General features: G+C 67.6%; 15 protein-coding genes and 1 tRNA gene. 2 read left to right on the top strand and 14 right to left on the bottom strand.

The window, feature by feature from the left end; genetic code table 11:
- The first annotated feature begins 75 nt into the window (after positions 1-75).
- Positions 76-312, top strand: coding sequence for a transglutaminase-like domain-containing protein (locus tag GH266_RS20065; RefSeq protein WP_083206305.1), 237 nt, complete (start codon positions 76-78; stop codon positions 310-312).
- Between the two features lie 3 nt (positions 313-315).
- Positions 316-1,386, top strand: coding sequence for a tyrosine-type recombinase/integrase (locus GH266_RS20060; RefSeq protein ID WP_158195404.1), 1,071 nt, complete (start codon positions 316-318; stop codon positions 1,384-1,386).
- Between the two features lie 70 nt (positions 1,387-1,456).
- Here the strand turns inward: GH266_RS20060 and GH266_RS20055 are convergent.
- The 14 genes from GH266_RS20055 to GH266_RS19990 form a co-directional block, all read right to left on the bottom strand.
- Positions 1,457-1,532 (bottom strand) — tRNA-Phe (locus GH266_RS20055).
- A gap of 182 nt (positions 1,533-1,714) precedes the next feature.
- The gene (locus tag GH266_RS20050; RefSeq protein ID WP_199270388.1) at positions 1,715-4,564 is read right to left on the bottom strand and encodes a FecR family protein; all 2,850 of its coding nucleotides are present in this window, start codon (positions 4,562-4,564) and stop codon (positions 1,715-1,717) included.
- Positions 4,565-4,594: 30 nt separating this feature from the next.
- On the bottom strand, positions 4,595-5,872 hold the full coding sequence (locus GH266_RS20045) for a tetratricopeptide repeat protein (protein ID WP_158195403.1): 1,278 nt from the start codon (positions 5,870-5,872) through the stop codon (positions 4,595-4,597).
- Between the two features lie 304 nt (positions 5,873-6,176).
- Positions 6,177-7,814 (bottom strand): bifunctional metallophosphatase/5'-nucleotidase, encoded by a 1,638-nt coding sequence (locus tag GH266_RS20040; RefSeq protein WP_158195402.1) that lies wholly within the window; start codon positions 7,812-7,814, stop codon positions 6,177-6,179.
- Between the two features lie 213 nt (positions 7,815-8,027).
- A complete protein-coding gene (locus GH266_RS20035; RefSeq protein WP_158195401.1) occupies positions 8,028-8,858 on the bottom strand; it encodes a FecR family protein in 831 nt (276 codons plus the stop codon).
- 115 nt (positions 8,859-8,973) lie between these two features.
- Positions 8,974-9,201, bottom strand: a complete 228-nt coding sequence (yacG, locus tag GH266_RS20030; RefSeq protein ID WP_158195400.1) for a DNA gyrase inhibitor YacG — start codon at positions 9,199-9,201, stop codon at positions 8,974-8,976.
- Positions 9,202-9,319: 118 nt separating this feature from the next.
- Complete coding sequence (locus GH266_RS20025; RefSeq protein ID WP_158195399.1) at positions 9,320-10,831, bottom strand: AMP-binding protein; 1,512 nt, start codon at positions 10,829-10,831, stop codon at positions 9,320-9,322.
- Positions 10,832-10,988: 157 nt separating this feature from the next.
- On the bottom strand, positions 10,989-11,672 hold the full coding sequence (locus GH266_RS20020) for a Maf-like protein (RefSeq protein ID WP_158195398.1): 684 nt from the start codon (positions 11,670-11,672) through the stop codon (positions 10,989-10,991).
- A 55-nt stretch (positions 11,673-11,727) separates the two neighbouring features.
- Positions 11,728-11,946 (bottom strand): translation initiation factor IF-1, encoded by a 219-nt coding sequence (gene infA / locus GH266_RS20015; protein WP_013653834.1) that lies wholly within the window; start codon positions 11,944-11,946, stop codon positions 11,728-11,730.
- 112 nt (positions 11,947-12,058) lie between these two features.
- Entirely contained in the window at positions 12,059-12,559 is a 501-nt protein-coding gene (locus GH266_RS20010; RefSeq protein WP_158195397.1) for an arsenate-mycothiol transferase ArsC, read from the bottom strand.
- 273 nt (positions 12,560-12,832) lie between these two features.
- A complete protein-coding gene (locus GH266_RS20005) occupies positions 12,833-13,312 on the bottom strand; it encodes a UPF0262 family protein (RefSeq protein WP_158195396.1) in 480 nt (159 codons plus the stop codon).
- Positions 13,313-13,433: 121 nt separating this feature from the next.
- Positions 13,434-14,729 carry a histidinol dehydrogenase gene (gene hisD / locus GH266_RS20000; RefSeq protein WP_158195395.1) on the bottom strand — a complete coding sequence of 432 codons (1,296 nt, stop codon included), beginning with the start codon at positions 14,727-14,729 and terminating at the stop codon, positions 13,434-13,436.
- Positions 14,730-14,781: 52 nt separating this feature from the next.
- Entirely contained in the window at positions 14,782-15,219 is a 438-nt protein-coding gene (locus GH266_RS19995; RefSeq protein WP_158195394.1) for a DUF2948 family protein, read from the bottom strand.
- 153 nt (positions 15,220-15,372) lie between these two features.
- Positions 15,373-18,762 (bottom strand): bifunctional diguanylate cyclase/phosphodiesterase, encoded by a 3,390-nt coding sequence (locus GH266_RS19990; RefSeq protein ID WP_158195393.1) that lies wholly within the window; start codon positions 18,760-18,762, stop codon positions 15,373-15,375.
- Positions 18,763-19,124: the final 362 nt, after the last annotated feature.

The following is a 19,124-nucleotide window of genomic DNA, read 5'->3' as shown; positions in this document are numbered from 1 at the left end:
AAGCCCCTGCCTGCCGCCGCTGGGCTTCCTTCAGGCAGGGGCAGACCGCCTTTCACATCAACGGAGCTGGAGACCATGAACAGGGCTCTTATCGAGGTCAAAATTCCACCGTTCCGGATGCTCAAGAAGGCAGCGGCCGCGAGCTATTGCGGGATCGCTTCCAGTGCGTTCGAGGGGCTTTGTCCCGTCACGCCGGTGGCGATGCCGAACGGCTCGCGCCTCTGGGACACGCACGACCTGGATGCCTGGCTTGACCAGCTCAAGGCAGGCACGGCCGAAAGCGACGACGCAATTCTCGACAAGCTGGACTGACCCATGAGCGTGGTGCGCGTGCGCGGCTTCCAGATATTCAAGGATCGCTTCGGCAAGTGGCGGTGCTACCACCGCAAGACCCGGCAGGCGGTGGACCTGAACAAGGCCCCGCTCGGCACGGCGGCCTTCTTCGCCGAATGCCAGCGCATCACCGATGCCGTGACGGTCACCGGCGATCCCAAGCCCGGCACGCTCGGCAAGCTGATAGAGAAGTACCGCGCGAGCCCCGATTTCCTCGAGAAGGCCCCGCGCACTCGCGCCGACTATCAGCGGGTGTTCGATTATCTCTACCCGATCCGCGATACCGGCCTGGACAAGTTCAAGTCGCCGCTGGTGGTCAGGATCCGCGACAAAGCCGAGGCCAAGCGCGGCGCACGGTTCGGCACCTATGTGAAACAGGTGCTGTCCCTGCTGTTCTCCTGGGGCAAGGAACGCGGTTTCATGAAGGAGAACCCGGCACTTGGCGTGCGGGGCGTCAGACGCAAGCGCGGCGCACCCATGGCGAACCGCCCGTGGAGCGATTCCGAACGGCATGCGGTGCTGGCGAGTGCTCCTGCGCACATGCTGCCGGCTATCGGGCTGATGATGTTCACCGGCCTGGGGCCGCAAGATGCCCTCACCTTGCCCCGCACCTTCTTCAAGGATGGTGCGATTGCAACGGAACGGTCAAAGACCGGCGCGCCGGTCTACTGGCCCGTCATTCGCCCATTGCAGGAGATCCTGGACGCAGCTCCGGCGCACGACGCCATGACGCTTTGCGCCAACTCAAGAGGCCGCCCGTGGACCGTCTCAGGCTTCCGCGCCTCCTGGAACACATTGCGGCGGGAGCTGGAGGCCGGCGGCAAGGTTCAGCCCGGTCTGACGCTCTACGGCCTTCGCCACACCGTGGCGACCATCCTTCGCGAAGCCGGGTGCGATGACCGGACCATTGCCGATGCCCTGGGGCAGAAGACGGAAGACATGGCCCGGCACTACAGCAAGACGGCCGACCTTCGCCGGAAGATGGGCGATGTGAGTGCCGTATTCGAGACCGCCGTGAACGCTCGGCGAACACAAACTGTCAAACCGGATTGAAAAATCCGTCAAACCGAGAGGCAACCGACATGCCACCGGACGAAAGAGCTAGCGATTTCAAGGGGATGGGTGGTGCCCAGGGCCGGAATCGAACCAGCGACACGCGGATTTTCAATCCGCTGCTCTACCAACTGAGCTACCTGGGCCCGCGAAGCGTGTCGCGGCAAGCCCGCGTCGCATCGAAGTGCCGGTCTTATAGAGGCTCCCACAAAGCCTGTCCAGTTCCCTCGCCAAAGTTTTGCACAAGCGCGCAAGCAGCATCGGGCACGGTTTCGCCCGAGGGTGCGGGCGCCGGGCCTTCGCCCGGCAAACCCTTGAGGAAACTCGCCTACTGCTGGCCGACGACGACGCCGGTCGCGGTGTAGGAGCCGCCGGGATCCGACACGCCGAAGCTGCCGACGACGCCCTGCGCCGGCCCGCCGGGGCCGCGTACGAAGGAGCCCGTCAAGACGCCCGATAGGGTCTCCTCGGGATTGCCGAGCCCGCCGACAAAGTGGTTCAGCCCCTCCGGGCTGCCCGAGGGGCCGAGCACCGATCCGCCGAAGTTGCGGCCGTCGAAATTGGTGATGCTGGCGGTGCCGCTGCGCGCACCGAAATCGTAGGTCATGTTGAAATTGCCAGCGGCGAGATATTGCACCGGGCCGTCGGTCGTCGTGCGCGCCACATTGCCGACCGCATGGCCGGCATAGGAGGCAGAACCGACGGTCGGCAGCTCGCCGAAGGTCGACACGTCGCCGGCGGCCCAGGTGCCCAGATGCACGAAGTCCCGCCGCTGCGGATCGAACGGGGCGGTCTCGGACACGTCCTGGCCGCGGAAGCGCGTGCCCCAGTAGCCCCATTCCAGGAAGGCGCAGGTGCAGCGCGAAACACCCGTGAACAGGGCGTTGTCGGCGCCGGCGACCAGCGTCGAGGGCACCATGTAGCTGCGCGGATTGCTGTCGGGGGCAATGACCGCCCCGTCATCGCTGACCGCGAAGGTCTCGCCGAAATTGTAGGTCAGGGCATAGCGGTCGTCGTCGATCAGCGCCGACTGACCGTTCGGGCCGGTGGTGAACAGGCTGTCGCCGAAGCCCAGCACCAGCGCGGCCAGGTGGTCGTCCGCCTCGAACGTATCGAGCACGGTCATCCTGGCGCCGACCGAATTGTTGACCGCGTCGAAGCCGATGGTCAGCATCTCGGGCGTCAGCGACCAGAACGGCACGGCAACCCCGCCATTCGATCCGACCTCGACCATGCCGGAGGCATAGCCGTTGAGGAGCCGGCTCGTGCGAGTGAACTCGCCGACCGGCGAGACCGAGGCGACCTGCGCCACATGCATGTAGCCGGAGACGGTGTCGGTGATGGACCCGTAAGGGAGCGGCTGGCGCGCGGAACCGTCATTGCCGGTGTCGAGGTCGCCGACACCGAAACCGAGGACGAAATTCTCGCCGTTCGGGCCGAACACATGGCTGCCATCGCCCCCCGGAACGGAGGAGACGGGACCAGCATAGAGCACGGAAGGGTCGTAGCCGGACACACGGAAGCCGCCGCGCCGCGGCCCGCCGATGACGAGACCGTCCTCCTCGTCCTCGTAGATCTGGCCCGCCGAGACGGAGATCGCCGAGGCCTGGTTGGCGCCCTGCCCCTGGATCAGCATGGAGGCGACCAGGAAGCGCGGGTCGTTCTCGGCAGGGTTCGGACCGGTCACCGTCAGGAAGTCGCTGGTGCGCACGTTCTGCAGGAAATACGAGCCGAGCATCTCGCCGGCCAGCGGATTGAGGAAATACAGGTCATGGCCGATGCCGGTGCGGGCGACATGCACCGGATCGGACGACAGGTGATAGCGGCGGATCTGGTTGGCCCCGGCAACGAGGACCGCATCGGGATCGGTGCGCACGCCCCAGAAGCCGAAAGTCGGCTCGTTGACGATGAGCGGTCCGCCGATGTCGCCCGGCCCCTCGGAAGGGATGAGCAGCGGTGCGGTGATCTCCTCGAAATAGGTGAAGGCGAGGAAATGATCGCCATTGCGATGGACCGAGCCGGCAACCGTGCGCCCGGTGGAGGTGACGACGCGGAACGCCGCCTCCCCGCCCGTCGGCAGGGGAATGGTGATGGTCTCGCCGCCGACCGTGCCGGTGAGCTGGGTGCCGCCACCGGTCACGGTGAAGGTGGCGGTGATGTCGCTGCCCGGGGTGCCGCCGATGAGGCCCTGGCGGCCAGGATCGGTGACGGTGAAGGTCTCGAAGGCCGGATCGTAGGACGAGGCGGCGGTGAGCACGCGCATCACCACCTCGCCCCCGTCGACCGGCGGCGGCGGATCGCCAACCACGACGCGGATGATGTCGCCGTTGGCGCCGTGGTTGATCTCGTTGACGACCTGGCCGCCTTCCGTGATGCGGGTCGACTGGACGACGTCCGGGCGCGGGCGCGGCAGGACGGTGACGACCGGCTGGCCGGAATTGGTCTGGCCGAGCCCGGAATTGCGGACCTGGGTGTCGGTCGGCGGAGCGGAGATGCCGCCGGTCTGGCCGCTGCGCCCGGCCAACCCCTGCTGCACGCCGGCGATGTCGGCCTGGTTGGTGCGGCGGATCTCCGGCCGGTAGTTGCCCGCCTGCGCCGAGGCGATGGCCAGCGTGTAGCCGCGCTCGTAGATGCGCCGGCTCTCGCCGTCGAGGCCGGTGAAGCTCAACTCGTCGCCGAACAGCAGCGAGAAGCGCGCCCCGCCGTCCAGCAGGTTGAGATTGGCGATGCCGCCGCGAATACCGATGGTGCCGACCGGCGTCTTGACCGTGACGCCGCCGGCATTCTTGCTCAGCCGGCCGCCGACGAAGCGGGCAACGCCCTTGCCGAGCGTGGCGACGAGCTTGCCGGTGCCGGCATCGGGATCGTAGACGAACTCGTCGATGACGAGGTCGGAATTGGCGCCGACGGTGAAGGTGGAGCCGTCGACCAGCAAGATCTGCACCAGCCCCTCGCCGGCCGTCTCGATCCGCTCGCGAAAGATCAGGTTGTCGCCGAGCACGACGGTGCGGGTGACGGCGCCCGGCGGCGTGCGCAGGGCATCCTGGTTCACGGCGGCGGCAACGCCGACGTCGCTGCGGGCCATGGCGGAGCCGGGCACCACGACAAGGGCGGCCCCGAGAGCCGCCATCACATATTGCCTGCGCATTTCAGCCCCCTTCGGAACGGCGCGCGTCATGTCACGTGTCAGGACACGTATCAGGCGATGTCAGAACGTCTTGATCAGGCTCAGCGTCAGCGACGTGTTGGAATAATCGCGCGTCTGGTAGTTCGACTGCATCCGGCGGTACTCGGCCGACAGCGACATGGCGATGTCCTGGCGGAACGGCACGTTCAGCGCGCCGCGCACCCACAGCTCGTTGTCGGTCTGGCTTTCGGTGGTGCTGATCACCGGGTCCGGCGCATCGAACTCGCGGCGGATGTAGCCGACATCGGCATCGACCGACCAGACGGTGCGCAGCATCTCCACTGGCGAGGCGAAGCGATAGGTGAGACCGGCCGAAAGACCCGCCTCCCAGCTCTGCTCGTAGCGCACGGAGGCATGCTCGTAGTCGCCGATCAGGGCAACGCGGCCCGACCAGGCGGAGGAAAACTGGTAGCTGTTGGTCAGCTGCGCGAGGATCTGGTAGCCGTTGCGGTCGCTGACGGTCGGATAGGTGCGGCTGTCGCGGTACCAGCGATAGCGGTACTCGATCTTGGCGTTGACGCTGGACAGCGGGCTCGGCTGGATGCCGATGCGTGCGCCGAAACCGGTCGCGCCGGAATAGTTGGAATTGTCGAGCCGCACGCCGGTCAGGATGCCGTAGAGCCCGAGGCGCGCATTGTCGATGTCGAAGCGGGCGAGGTTGAACGAGGGGCCGAAGGTGAGCTCCGCCAGCTCGGTGTTGAGCCGCGTGCTGTCGAAATAGCGCCCGCCATAGAACAGCAGGTCCGCCTCCAGCAGGTCGCCCTGGGTGCCGAGATCATAGGCCATATGCACATTGCCTGCGACGAAGGCATTCCAGTCGGCGCGGCCGATGGCGGTGTCGTCGAGCAGGAAGGTGATGCCGTTCAGCGTGACCTGCCGGCCGCCGGGACCGGCATTGGCATTGGACTGCCAGCGCAGGCCGGTCATCACCGTTGCCGAGAACTTGGTCGGGTCCTCGGCCGTGTCGATGGCGGTCATGAAGGTCTGGACGCGCTCGGTCACTTCCGGCGGCACGTTCGGCGCCTGCAGGGCCTGCTCGAAATAGGAGCGCGCGGCATCGAAGGAGCCGAGGCGGAAGTAGAGGACGCCGAGCTCCAGCTGGATGCGCGGCAGGCCCGGCGCATAGATCAGCATGCGCTCGAAGGTGCCGATGGCCGCCTCGTAGTCGCCCATGCGGGCCGACAGGGTGGCGTATTCGAAGGCGATGTCGAGATTGGCGGGATCGCGCATCATCGCGGCCAGAAGCTCGGTCTGGCGGGCGCGCAACTGCTCCTGCGACAGGGACGCCCCGGCGAGCATGGGCTGGCTCTGGCTCTGGGCCTGAGGTGCGACGTCCTGCGCCTGTGCCGCACCGGCGACAGCAATCAGACCGGCTGCAGCAACTCCAGCAATACGCAGTACCCCACGCCGGGCAACCACCGCCACGTTCACGCACCCCTCCGGAAAAACATGTCCTGAACGGAGGGGAGATTACGTTACGTGCCCTGCGAGAGTCCCGCCCAAAGGGCAGGCCCTGTCAAATAATGAGGGTCATGTTGCATTCCGGGCACAACCCGCCCCTGACGACCTGCGCCCAAAGACCGCGTGAAGCGACGGGGCCGGGTCACTTGACCTCGCGCACCCGGCCGTCGGTATAGGGCTTGTAGCCGTCGGGCCGCGCGGCGATGTAGTCGGCCAGAACCGTCTCCAGACCCGGACCGTAATCGTAGGCATTGGTGCCGGCCTCGGAGAAGATCTTGTAGCCGTCGCCGCCGCCGCGCATGTAGTTGTTGGTGGCGACCACATAGGTCTTGTCCATGTCGAGCGGCTGCCAGCCGTTCTCGTCCTGGACCTCGACCTGGATGATGCGGCCGTCGCCCGGCTTGCGCGCGCGGGTCCAGGTGAAGCGCATGCCGGCGACCTGCGGGAAGCGGCCGGCGCCCTCCTCCACCTGCGAAACGCCATTTTCCAGCGCGGCGACGATGTCGCGGCCCTTGAGCTGGAAGGTGGCGAGCGTGTTCTGGAACGGCAGCACCGTCAGCACCTCGCCCATGGTGATCTCGCCGGCATCGATGGAGGCACGGATGCCGCCGCCGTTCTGGATGGCGATCTGCACGCCCTGGCCGCGCGAGCGCTCAAGCATCGCATCGGCAATGAGGGTGCCCATGGTGCATTCGCCGGCGCGGCAGGTGTCGCGCGAGCCGTCGATGGCCTCGCTGGTGCTGCCGATGACCTTGGCACGCAGTTCCTCGAGCGGTGCGGCAAGCTCGGCAAGGCGGGCGGCAACCGCCTTGTCCGCCGGCACCGAGGCATCGAGCAGGATCGGATTGCCTGTGGCCGAGGTGACTTGGCCGGCATCGTCGAAGACGATCTCGATCTCGCCGAGGAACTTGCCATAGGCATAGGCCTGGACGATGGGCACCTGGCGGCCGGCCGGGTTCTGCACCAGTACCGGATAGGGGCCGGCGGCCCCTTCATGGGTGTTGGACAGCAGCGTGTGCGAGTGGCCGCCGACGATGACGTCGATGCCCGGCACGCGCGCGGCGATCTCCATGTCGCGCGGCAGGCCCATATGGGTCAGCGCGACGATCTTGTCGACGCCGGCTGCCTGAAGCCCCTCGACCGCGCCCTTGAGATAGGTCTCGGCGCGCTGGAAGAAGACATTGGGTCCGGGCGAGGAGGTCTCGACCGTGTCCTCGGCCAGAACCGAGACGATGCCGACCTTCTGGCCGCCGATCTCGAGCACCAGCGTTCCGGGCACCCGGCCCTTCAGCGTCGGCTCGTTCTCCACCTCGATATTGCCGGACAGGACCTTGGCATCGACCTTGTCGAGGAAGCCGGCAAGGCCGGCCGGTCCGTCGTCGAATTCGTGATTGCCGACGGCCATCGCGTCGAAGCCGATCATGTTCATGAACTCGGCTGCCGCGGCGCCCTTGTAGGTCGTGTAGAACAGCGAGCCCTGGAACTGGTCGCCGGCATCGAGCGTCAGCACGTTGCGGCCGGCCGCGGACAGGGCCGCGCGGCGCTCGTCGATCTTGCTCTTGACGCGGGCGATGCCGCCGAAGCACTTGCCTTCGGTATCGTCCTTGGCGCTGCAGGTGGAATCGTACTTGTTGATCGGCTCGAGGCGCGAATGCAGGTCGTTGATGTGAAGGATCGTCAGGGCATAATCAGCCTGGGCCGGGGCGACCGCCAGAGATGCCGACAGCACCATTCCGCCCGCGGCGGCCAGCATGGCCGCGCCGAAAGAAGCAACCCGCATACTGTCCACTCCCCGTAGGATGGGGCCGCGCGCCGTCGATGCGGCGACTGCCCAGGCTGCCGACACGGGGGAGGCGTTCACGCCCTCTGTCCCCTATTCGCGATTGCGAGACTGCCAGCTTGCCGGGGGCAGATCAACCGTTCCTGCTGCATGGAGACGGTTGCGCGCCCGCTCATCCACGCAAGACCGCAGGATTCAGGTCGCGGACCCCGACTAGCAGTAGTAGCCGCAATAGGTGTTGGTGTTCGACCTGATGTAGACGGAGTTGGCGTGATTGACATCGCGCGGGTCCGGCCCCGTCGGCCCGCTGTTCAGCACCGGCGCGGGATACTGCGCCTCGGACTTGGGCGGCAGCGCGGAGTTGAACGTGGAGAAGCGGGCGATCTGGCTGGCGGTCGGGCGGCTGCCGGACGGACGGTTGGCGCCCAGGATGCGGTTCACATTGGCGACGACCGCGGCGGGCGTGCGCTGGGAGGCGCCCTGCCCGCCATTGGCGAAGATCGAGAAGCCCGGCCGGTAGACCCGGGTCGTCTTGCCGTTGCTGCCGGTGAAGGTCAGGTCTTTGCCGTAGAGGAAGGAGAACACCGTCTCGCCGTCGCGGTCGACCAGGTTCGCCATGCCGCCGCGCACGCCGATGGTGCCCTGGCGGGTGTTGATGGTGACGCCGCCGCGCTGCTTGGAGATGCGGCCGCCGACATAGCGGGCAACGCCCCTGCCGAAGGTGGCGACGATGCGCCCCGTGCCGGCGGACGGCGAATAGACGAACTCGTCGATGACCAGACTGGAATTGGGACCGACGACGAAGTTGGACCCGTCGGCAAGCAGGACCTGCACCAGGCCCGAGGCGCCGGTCTCGATCTTCTCCCGGTTCACGAAGTCGGAGCCGATATGGATGGTGCGCATGCCCGCCCCGCCGCGCTGGCTCTGGGCACTCTGGTTGACGGCGCTGGCAACGCCGACGGGCTCGCTGGCGAAAGCCGGCTGGCCGGCCGCGGCAAAAAGGGCCGCAACGGCGAGCGCAAGGGGGCGGAAGGTCATGACCATGTCCAGTCTCCTGTCGGCGGATCGCAAGCGGATCTGCCGCTCGTCTCGTTGCTACCCTATCGTCTTTGCCGCGCGCCGGGGTGACAGACGTCACAGATCGGCGAAATCCCCTGCGTCACTCGCGGTTTTCGAGATTTTCCTGCGCCGCCGCCAGCGCGGCAAGGTCTTCCGGCTCAAGCTCGACCACCGGCACGCTGTAGCTGCCCGACAGCCAGCGGTTGAGATCGACATCGGCGCAGCGGGCGGAGCAGAAGGGATGGTAACGCTCCACCGACAGCTTGCCGCAGCCGGGACAGGGCCGTGCCCGCCTCTGCCTTGTGCCTTCGTCCTGTGCGTTCGTCATTCTGTCTCCCTCGGCCCGAAGCAGGGCCGCTTGTCCTGTCCCAGCTATACTGGAGCACTCCGCCGACGTCGACCGCCACATCGGCGGGCAAGGTGCGTGCGGCCCGGCTGAGCGCCGCTCAGCCGCCGCGGCGGACCCGCCGCCGGTCCATCGCCCGCAGCTCCGTCTTGAGGATCTTGCCGTAGTCGTTCTTCGGCAGTTCGGGAAGCTGCAGGTAGTCCCTGGGACGCTTGAAGCGGGCGATGTGCTCCAGGCAGAGCGCGTCGAGCTCGCCCGGTTCGGCATCGCCGGCATAGCAGGCGACGACGCTCTCGCCCCATTCCTCGTCCGGCCGGCCGATGACGGAGACCTCGCGCACGCCCGGATGGGTCAGCAGCACCTCCTCCACCTCGCGCGGATAGATGTTGGTGCCGCCGGAGATGATCACGTCCCTGGAGCGATCCAGCAGCGTCAGATAGCCGTCCGCATCGAAGATGCCGACATCGCCGGTATGCAACCAGCCGCCGCGCAGCGCCTCGGCGCTTGCCTGCGGGTCGTTCCAGTAGCCGAGCATCACCGTGTCGCCGCGCACCAGGATCTCGCCGGTCTCGCCATGATCGGCGCCCGCCCCGTCGATCCGTATCTCGACGAGGGAACTGACGAGGCCGGCGCTGGCGAGCCTTGCCTCCCAGCGCGGATGGTCGCGGTCGGCGATGTCGGCCTTCGAGAGAACCGTGCCGGTCATCGGCGTCTCGCCCTGGCCGTAGATCTGGGCAAAGCGCGGGCCGAAGCGGTCGATGGCGCGGCGGGTATCGGCCACATGCATCGGCGCGCCGCCCCAGACGATGGTGCGGATGTTCTCCGTCATCGCCTCCATCGGACACTCGGTCAGCCGGCGGATCATGGTGGGCGCGGCGAACATCGACACGCCGCGGCTGCGCGAGACGATCTCCAGCACCTCGTCGGCCTCTAAGCCGCCCGACTCGGCGACCGCGTTGATGCCGAAGCGCATGACATGGGCCATGGCGTAAAGGCCCGAGCCGTGGCTCATCGGCGCGGCATGCAGCAGCGTATCGCCCTCCGCCACCGGGTCGACATCGGTGAGATAGGCAAGGCTCATGGCCACAAGGTTGCGGTGGCTGAGCATCGCCGCCTTGGGCCGCCCTGTGGTGCCTGAAGTGTAGAACAGCCAGGCGAGATCGTCGGGCGCGGCTTCGGCGAGCGGCGCCGGATCGCCTGCGACCAGCGACCAGAACTGCGGCCCGCCGAGCGTCACCACATCGCGCAGGTCCTGCGGCGCATAGGCGGCGACATCCGCTTCCATGCCGGAGCTGACGAGGGCAAGGCGCGCGCCGCAATTCTCCAGGATCCAGCCGATCTCGGCGCTGTGCAGCTTGACGTTGACCGGCACCGCGACCAGGCCCGCCCACCACACGGCATAGAGCGCTTCCAGGTAATGCGGGCCGTTCTTCGCGACGATGGCGACCCGGTCGCCGCGGGACAGGCCGTAATGGGAAAGGAGACTGCCGGCCAGCCGGGCCGAGCGGCCGGCAAAGTCGCGATAGCTGGCGACCGGCGAGGCGCCGCGCGCCAGCGCGACCGCATCCGCACGCGACCTTCCGGCCCGCGCCAGCCAGGCTGCGAGATTCATCGAGATTCCCCGCTCTGCATGATCATCCGGCGGCAACGGGGCACGGGCGTGCCCCTTGCCGCATGACCCGCCCCGTTATGACAAGGAACCGCCGGCAAGGCCAAGCGGGAATTGCCCCCGCCGCAGCGAAGGGCGCGCCGGGGGACGGGAGGTGAGGTCAGGGCCGGATGGCGGCCGGATCGGCCCAGCCGGCAAGGACCGGATACTTGAGGCCGGCCAGCAGGTTGGCCGTCTCGTGCAGAGGCAGGCCGACCACATTGGAATAGGAGCCGACCAGCTTGGCGACGAAGGCGCCCGCAAGCCCCTGGATCGCGTAGCCGCCGGCCTTGCCGCGCCACTCGCCGCTGTCGAGATAGGCGTTGATCTCGGCGCGCGACAGGCGCTTGAAGCGCACGCGCGTCTCGACGAGGCGCTGACGCACCACGTCCTTCGGCGCGCTGATGCACAGCGCGGTATAGACCCGGTGACCGCGGCCCGACAGCAGCTCCAGGCAGGCGCGGGCCTGCTCGTGGGTCTCTGCCTTGGGCAGGATGCGGCGACCGACCGCGACAACGGTGTCCGCGGCGAGCACCAACCCGTCGACATTGGCCGCATTGCGGTCGGCGGCACGGCGGGCCACCTCGGCCTTGGTGCGCGCCAGGCGCTGCGCCAGCGCCCGCGGGGTCTCGCCCCGGCGCGGCGTCTCGTCGATATCGGCAGGCAGGAGCGTGTCGGGATCGATGCCGATCTGCTGGAGCAACGCCAGCCGGCGCGGCGAGCCGGAGGCAAGCACCAACGCGGGGCGCGCGCCCTTGGCACGGGTCCCGTCGGTATTGCTCTCGTCGGAAGCTGCGGCGATCATCGGACCGCTGTCTCTCTGTCGCGGGTGACGGACCGGGCCGGGCGGCCCTGCGGCGTCACTTGAAACGGTAGGTGATGCGCCCCTTGGTCAGGTCGTAGGGCGTCATTTCGACAAGCACGCGGTCGCCGGCGAGAACGCGAATACGGTTCTTGCGCATGCGCCCGGCCGTGTGGGCAATGATTTCGTGGTCGTTTTCGAGCTTCACGCGGAACGTCGCATTGGGAAGCAGTTCGGTAACCACCCCCGGAAATTCAAGCACTTCTTCCTTGGCCATATGGATTCCTGATTATCGAGCCAGATGTGGCGGGAACCTAACGGATCGGGCCGCGAAAGGGAACAGAAGGATTCGCGAAAATCCGCGGCTGTGCAGAGCCGCAGGAGGCGGGCTATCCGCCCGGGGTCGCGGTCCAGCCGAAACGCTTCTTGATGCGGGTCATCAGCAGGTCGCGGACGGCACGATAGCTGTCGAGGATCTGGTCGCGCGAGCCGGTGGCGAGCGTGGGATCGGGCGTCGGCCAGTATTCGACCTCGACGGCGTCCGTGCGCGTCATCTCCAGCGCCTTGTGATGGGCCTCCGGCGCCAGCGTCACCACCAGGTCGAAGCCCGACTCGTCGAGACCCTCGAAGGTCTTGGGCCGGTGCGCGGCAAGGTCGCAGCCGATCTCGCTCATCACCGCCTCGACGAAGGGATCGGGCTCGCCGGCCCGCACGCCGCAGGACTTCACGTAGACGCGGCCGGGAAACAGCTTGGCGAGGATCGCCGCCGCCATCGGCGAGCGCACGGCGTTCATGCCGCAGGCGAACAACACCGCGCCCGGCGCCGCCGATGCGGCCGCGCCGGATACGTCTCCAGGCGTGCTACCGGGCGTCTCCCCCGGCCCAGACATGCCTAGAGCCCTTTCGACCAATTCGAAGTCAATTCTGCTTCTCGATTGGGGCGGCGATCCGGCGTCGAAACGGTCGCCGCGCGATGCCGTAGCATCGGGCAAGATCGGGTCGGCGTCGGGCGCCCGCCAATCGGAAGCCCTGCGGGACGGGCGATTTTGCGCCAATTCCAGCGCAAAGCCCCTTGTCCGTATCCAGATACGACCTGCGTGCCTTTGCTTGACCTTGTCACAAAATCGCTCCGTCAGAATGGCTTCGAATTGGTCGAAAGGGCTCTAGCCCTTCCAGTGCAGGGCGCAGACGAGGGTGAAGAGCCGGCGGGCCGTCTGCATGTCGACCCGGATCTTGCCCTCAAGACGCTCCATCAGGATGCGCGAGCCCTCGTTGTGGACGCCGCGCCGGCCCATGTCGATGGCCTCGATCTGGCTGGGCGTCGCCGTCTTGATCGCCTCGAAATAGCTCTCGCAGATCAGGAAATAGTCCTTCACCACCTTGCGCAGCGGGGTCAGCGACAGGATGTGGGTGACGACGGGATCGCCCTGTTCGCGCTCGACCAGGAAGACCAGGCGCTTTTCGACGAGCGACAGTCTCAGTCGGTAGGGGCCGCCGTCATCGCCGAGCGGCTCGAACTCGTTTTCCTCGATGAGGTCGTAGATCGCGACCGCGCGCTCATGCTCCACGTCGGGCGTGGAACGCTGGATGGAGCCCTCGTCGAGCTCCACCGCAACCAGCCGGGCGCTGTTGTTCTGTCCCATGACCTGCGCTTGCGCCCTCCATTGCCTGCACCGTGGTTCCGGCGCGCCCGTCAGCGGCTGCCCAACACCTATCGCGTCGAAGGGCCATCCGACAAGCCGTCCGCTCGCCGCGCAGACCTTCCTAGAGATTGAGGCGGATGGCGACCGAGCGGCCGTGGGCGGCAAGGCCTTCCGCCTCGGCAAGGGCGATGGCCGCCGGGCCGAGCGCCCGCAGGTTCTCCGCGTTGCAGCGCAGGATCGAGGTGCGCTTGACGAAGTCGAGCACCGACAGGCCGGAGGAAAAGCGCGCCGAGCGGGCCGTCGGCAGCACGTGGTTGGAGCCGCCGACATAATCGCCGATGGCCTCGGGCGTGTGGCGGCCGAGGAAGACGGCGCCGACATTGCGGATGCGCGCGAACAGGGCCTCGGGATCCTCCACCGCCAGTTCCAGATGTTCCGGGGCGATGGCATCGACCAGCGCCGGCGCCTCGTCCATCGACGCAACGGTGATGACGGCGCCGAAGTCGGCCCAGCTTGCGCCCGCCACATCGGCGCGCGGCAGGGTCTTGAGCTGGCGCTCGACCGCCTTCTCGACAGCTTCGGCAAAGCCGGCATCGTCGGTGATCAGGATCGACTGGGCGCTGGTGTCATGCTCGGCCTGGGACAGGAGGTCGGCGGCGATCCAGTCGGGATCGTTGGCGCCGTCGGCGACGACCAGGATCTCGGACGGGCCGGCGATCATGTCGATGCCGACCGTGCCGAAGACCCGCCGCTTGGCGGCGGCGACATAGGCATTGCCCGGGCCGACGATCTTGGAGACCGGACGGATGCTCTCAGTCCCGAAGGCAAGGGCGGCGACGGCCTGTGCCCCGCCGATGCGGTAGATCTCGGTGACGCCGGCAAGATGGGCGGCAGCCAGCACCAGGGGATTGAGCGCGCCGTCGGGGCTCGGCACGCACATGACCATGCGCGACACGCCGGCAACACCGGCGGGAACCGCGTTCATCAGCACCGAGGAGGGATAGCTGGCGGTGCCGCCGGGCACATAGAGGCCGACCGCCTCGATGGCCGTCCAGCGCGAGCCGAGCTCGACGCCGAGCGGGTCGGTGTAGCGGTCGTCGGCCGGCATCTGGCGGGCGTGATGGGAGGCGATCCGGTCGCGCGCCAGCTTGAGGGCATCGAGCGTGCGCGGATCGACCTTCTTCACCGCCTCCTCGATCTCCCCGGCCGTGACGGTCAGGTCCGCAAGGCTTGCCGCCTCCAGCCGGTCGAAACGGCGGGTGTAGTCGAGGAGCGCTGCATCGCCGCGCTGCTTCACGTCCTCGATGATGTCGCGCACCGCCGTGTCGACATCGGCGGAGGCCTCGCGCTTGCTGGACAGGAGGGCTGCGAAGTCGGCCTCGAAGCCGGTTGCGCGGGTAGACAGGCGGATCGCCACGGGAGGAAGCTCCACAATTGGCCGGGCCGGGCCCGGAAGGTCTGGAGAAAGGTCAGTCGGTCTCGTGGCTGGGGCGGTGCTCGGTCGCCCAGGCCGCGCCGAGATCGGCAAGCTGCGCCTCGATACACTCGACGTCGAACGACAGGGTGCCGCCGCCGGCGAAGACGAGGTCGATGCGCCCGGCCGGTTCCTCGGAGACCACGAAATTCACCGCCAGCAGGGACAGGACCGCGTCCTTGGCATCCTGGCGGATGTTCTGCGCACGCGGGCGCCCGGCTTGGGCGAAGGACAGGGCAGCACGCCGCCGCTCGTTGGACGCGCGGCTACCGGCGGCGGTGACATCCCAGGCGAAGCGGTTCATGACGAGCACCAGATGGCGGTCGGCAGGATAGTAGCGGATATCGCCGACCTTGAGGACGGCGTCCTGGACCTGCGCGGAAATCACCGACAGATCTTCCTCGTCCAGTGCCGCCAGCTTCAGTTGCTGCATGGATCAGCCACCTCATGGGTTGTGCCCGGGGCTTGTGCCCGCGGCCGGCGCGCCGAAAGGCGACCGGCCCTCGGCCCTTACCTAATGAATTCACGCGCCAAAGCAACCGCCGAGTTGACGCGGGATCCGCATGGGACGTCGGACATCGGAAGGTCAGGCGACGGAGAGGAAGGTCTCGATGGGGCCTGGCGCAGCGAAAAGCCCGCCCTGCCCCTCCACGCAGCCGGAGGCCTGCAGCAGCTGTGCCGCCTCCTCGTTGTCGATGCCGTCGACGGCAACATCGACGTCGAACGTTCTGGCCACGGCCACCAGCGCGCGGATCACCGTCTCGCCGCGCGCCCCGGCCAGCATGTCCTGCAGCGCGCTGCGGTCGATGCGCAGGGAATCGAAGCTGAAGCGGCCGAGCAGCTGAAGCGAGGACGAGTCCGAGCCGAAACGGTCGAGAACCAGCCGCACCCCGATGGCACGCAGCGCCTGGAACTGCCGCAGGGCCGCGCCGGAATTGACGAGGAAATAGCTGTCGGCCACCTGCAGGTGGATGCGCTCGGGCGTGATGCCGGCAATGTCGATCTCGTTCTCGACGATGGAGGCAAGCGTCTCCAGGCCGAACTGGCGCACGCTCAGGGACAGCGCGATCTTCTGGTCTGCCGGCGTGCGCACAGCCGCCGAAAGCACCTCGCGCAGCAGCGCCGAAGTCGCGCTTTCCAATACTGCCGTTTCCTGCGGGCCGTCGCCGGACGCGCCGCCCTGGCCCGCACCCGGCTGCAGGACCTGGTAGCCGCGAAGCTCGCGGCTGTGCAGGCAGACGATGGGCTGATACTGGACGATGCCGGTAGCCTGCACCGCATTGGTGCGCGCCTCGACGCCTGCCGAGGCGAAGGCCGGCCAGACGACGGTGGCATTGTCCTGGTCGAGGGCTGCCTCCGGCGCGCCCGCCGCGGGCCGATAGGCGCGGAAGCCGTTCCGCCCCTGGTTCTTCACCTCGTAGAGCGCGGCATCGGCCTGGCGCATGAGTTCCGACAGGTCGGCACCCAGCAGCACGGGCGCAATGCCGATGCTGGCGCCGATCTGGACGCTGCTGCCGTCGATGGAAAACCGCGCGGAGATCGCGGTCAGGATCCGCTGCGCCACCGCTTCGGCGAGGTCGGACGGACGGTCGCAGCCCGTCTCGCAGGACAGCAGGACCGCAAATTCGTCGCCGCCGATCCGGGCGACGAAGTCGTTCTCCCGCGCGCAGCGGCGCAGCCGGTTCGCCACCTCGCACAGCAGCAGATCGCCGGCATTGTGGCCCAGCGCGTCGTTGACCGGCTTGAACCGGTCGAGGTCGATCAGCATGAGAATGCCGAGGCAGGGCTGGTCCGACGCCCCGTCCGCGACCAGCTCCTGAAGCCGCTCGTTGAGATAGGTGCGATTGGCAAGGCCGGTCAGCGTGTCGTGCCGGGCCGCATGCAGGACCTTGTCCGCCGCCCTCTCCCGCTCGGTGACATCCTCATGGGTGCCGACCCAGCCGCCGTCGGGCAGCGGGGCATGAACGGTGGAGATGATCCGCCCGGAGCGCAGGCGGAACATGGAGCGGACCGTCTCGCCGGCGGAAAGCTGCTGCATGATCTGCGCCACCCGGGCATCCACGATGTTGTGCGAGCCGACATCGGCATTGGTGCTGACGATCAGCTCGCGCAACTCCCTGCCGGCATGGCTGCGACCGCCGTCGTCGAGCCCGAACAGGACGGTGTACTGCTCGTTCCACAGGGTAAGGCGCCCCTCGCGGTCGAAGACGCTGACGCCCTGGTTCATGTTGGCCAGCACGGCGCCGAGTTCATCCGAACGCTCGCGCGCCAGCCGCTCCTTCTCGATCAGCTGCCGCTCGATCCGCTTGCGGCCGGAAATGTCGGTGAAGGTCGACAACAGGCCGCCGCCAGGCAGGAAAGTGCCGCGGATTTCCAGCATGTCGCCATTGGGACGGCTGCGCTCGTAGCCGTGCTCGCGCCCGCCCAGGATCTCCTTGAGCCGGTCGCGGGCAAGCTCCTGCGGATCGCCCTCGCCATACTCGCCGCGCTCGGCATTCATCAGGACGTAGTCGGCCAGGGACGGCCGTCCGGCGAGATACTCCGGCGACACGTCGAGCAGCCTTTCGAACGTCCTGTTCCAGCCCGCAACCACAAGATCCTGGTCGAAATAGACGACCGCCCCGGGATAATTCTGGAACACGCCCTCGATCGTCATGGCCTGGCGCACGGTCCGGGTCACGTCGGTGAGCGAGATCACCACGCCGCCGCCGGCCCCTTCGACGGGGCTGCTGAAGGCAACGGCATTGAGGTTCAGCCAGCGCGGCGCGCCTTCCGCGAGAGTGAGGCCGGCGACCGTGCTGGACAGGCGGGCCGGATCTTCCGCGCCCTTGGCAAGCAGGTTGCCGAGCCGGACGCCGTCGTGCCCCTTGTCGATGAAATCGAGATCGAGGGCGGCGAGAGAGAGCCCGGTGATCTCGCGCCCCTGAAGCCCGAGCATGGCAAGGGCCGCCGGATTGTGGGACAGGACCCGCCCTTCCGGATCGACGACGACCACGCCTTCGGACAAGGACACGAGGGTCGTGCGGTAGAGCGCCTCCGAATGCTGCAGCCGGATCTCGGCCATCTTGCGGTCGGTCACGTCGCGAATGGCGCCGACGATACGCACCACCTTGTCACCGCGCATCAACGGCTTGCCGGCAAGCCGCACCCAGCGCTCGCGTCCGCTGGCAGTGCGTGCAGGAAGCTCGAGGCTGAACGGAAAGCCGTGCAGGCGCGCATCATCGAGCGCCCGGCGCAATTCGCACCTCGCCTCGGGCGTGAAGAAGCCGAGAGCCTTCTTCATGTCCGGCTCGTAGTCGTCGTCGACCTCGAGCAGGCGGCGGACCTGATCGGTCCACAAGAGCCGGTCCAGTTCCAGGTCGAGCTCCCAGCCGCCAACGCCGGAAATGCTGGTGGTCTGGGCGATCAGCTGCGCCTGGGTCTGGACCAGGGCCTGCTGGCGCTGCGCCTCCTCGCGCAGGGCTGCCGCCTCCACCCGGGCCGCATAGGCGCGGATCAGCCCTTCGGCGGCGACACCCAGGTGGCTGAGCTGCTGCAGTTGCTCGGGAGAGGGCGTGCGCGGCACGGTATCGATGACGCAGAGCGAGCCGAGGCGATGCACGCCGTCGAGCGACAAGGGGTAGCCGGCATAGAAGCGGGCATGCGGCGCGCCGGTGACCAGCGGATCGTGGCGGAAGCGCGGATCGCTGGCGAGGTCGGGCACGACCAGGAGGCCGGACTCCAGAATGGTGTGGCGGCAGATGGCCGCGCTTCGTGCCGTCCCGTCCATTTCCAGGCCGCACCGGGCCTTGAACCACTGCTCGTGTTCGTCGACGAAGGTCACGAGCGCGATGGGGCAGCCGAAGACCGCGGCGGCAGTCTCGACCAGCGCGTCGAACTCCTTCGAACGCCCGGAATCCAGGATGCCCAGGCGGCGCAACGCCTGGAGACGGGTCTCTTCGTTGTCGGGCAGCACGTCGAGGATCATCGAGCTCATGCGCCCACTATGCCTGCGATAAGTAAACGTTTCAAAATTAAGACCGACGACTTATCAACAAACTATGAATGAGCCCTAAACGTGTGAGGCCAGCCTGACCCCGCCAAGAAAAGCCGCTAGAATTTTCTGAAAATTATCGTGAAGAACATGCGGCCCGACAGGCAACCCGCACACGCACCTGCAATACAGCGAGCCCATCAGGTAGCAACAAGGGTGGGAGACAAGAAGAAAAGTCAATGGATTGCATTGGCCGCAGCCTTGCGGGCGCGCAGGACTCTCGGCGCAGGACACACGATGCCGGACTTGTTGTATCGGCAGGACAGGCGCCCGCTGCCGGCGGGCTGCCCAGCCCGCCGGCCGCA

It is taken from the genome of Stappia indica, from assembly GCF_009789575.1.
Taxonomy (GTDB): Bacteria; Pseudomonadota; Alphaproteobacteria; order Rhizobiales; family Stappiaceae; genus Stappia; species Stappia indica_A.
This window is presented reverse-complemented; position numbering and strand designations above follow the sequence as displayed.

Bases quoted from the DNA above. Each gene is read 5' to 3' on its own strand.
- GH266_RS20065 (WP_083206305.1), top strand. From the start codon at position 76: ATGAACAGGGCTCTTATCGAGGTCAAAATTCCACCGTTCCGGATGCTC.
- GH266_RS20060 (WP_158195404.1), top strand. From the start codon at position 316: ATGAGCGTGGTGCGCGTGCGCGGCTTCCAGATATTCAAGGATCGCTTC.
- GH266_RS20050 (WP_199270388.1), bottom strand. From the start codon at position 4,564: ATGACGCGCGCCGTTCCGAAGGGGGCTGAAATGCGCAGGCAATATGTG.
- GH266_RS20045 (WP_158195403.1), bottom strand. From the start codon at position 5,872: ATGCTCGCCGGGGCGTCCCTGTCGCAGGAGCAGTTGCGCGCCCGCCAG.
- GH266_RS20040 (WP_158195402.1), bottom strand. From the start codon at position 7,814: ATGCGGGTTGCTTCTTTCGGCGCGGCCATGCTGGCCGCCGCGGGCGGA.
- GH266_RS20035 (WP_158195401.1), bottom strand. From the start codon at position 8,858: ATGGTCATGACCTTCCGCCCCCTTGCGCTCGCCGTTGCGGCCCTTTTT.
- yacG (WP_158195400.1), bottom strand. From the start codon at position 9,201: ATGACGAACGCACAGGACGAAGGCACAAGGCAGAGGCGGGCACGGCCC.
- GH266_RS20025 (WP_158195399.1), bottom strand. From the start codon at position 10,831: ATGAATCTCGCAGCCTGGCTGGCGCGGGCCGGAAGGTCGCGTGCGGAT.
- GH266_RS20020 (WP_158195398.1), bottom strand. From the start codon at position 11,672: ATGATCGCCGCAGCTTCCGACGAGAGCAATACCGACGGGACCCGTGCC.
- infA (WP_013653834.1), bottom strand. From the start codon at position 11,946: ATGGCCAAGGAAGAAGTGCTTGAATTTCCGGGGGTGGTTACCGAACTG.
- GH266_RS20010 (WP_158195397.1), bottom strand. From the start codon at position 12,559: ATGTCTGGGCCGGGGGAGACGCCCGGTAGCACGCCTGGAGACGTATCC.
- GH266_RS20005 (WP_158195396.1), bottom strand. From the start codon at position 13,312: ATGGGACAGAACAACAGCGCCCGGCTGGTTGCGGTGGAGCTCGACGAG.
- GH266_RS19995 (WP_158195394.1), bottom strand. From the start codon at position 15,219: ATGCAGCAACTGAAGCTGGCGGCACTGGACGAGGAAGATCTGTCGGTG.
- GH266_RS19990 (WP_158195393.1), bottom strand. From the start codon at position 18,762: ATGAGCTCGATGATCCTCGACGTGCTGCCCGACAACGAAGAGACCCGT.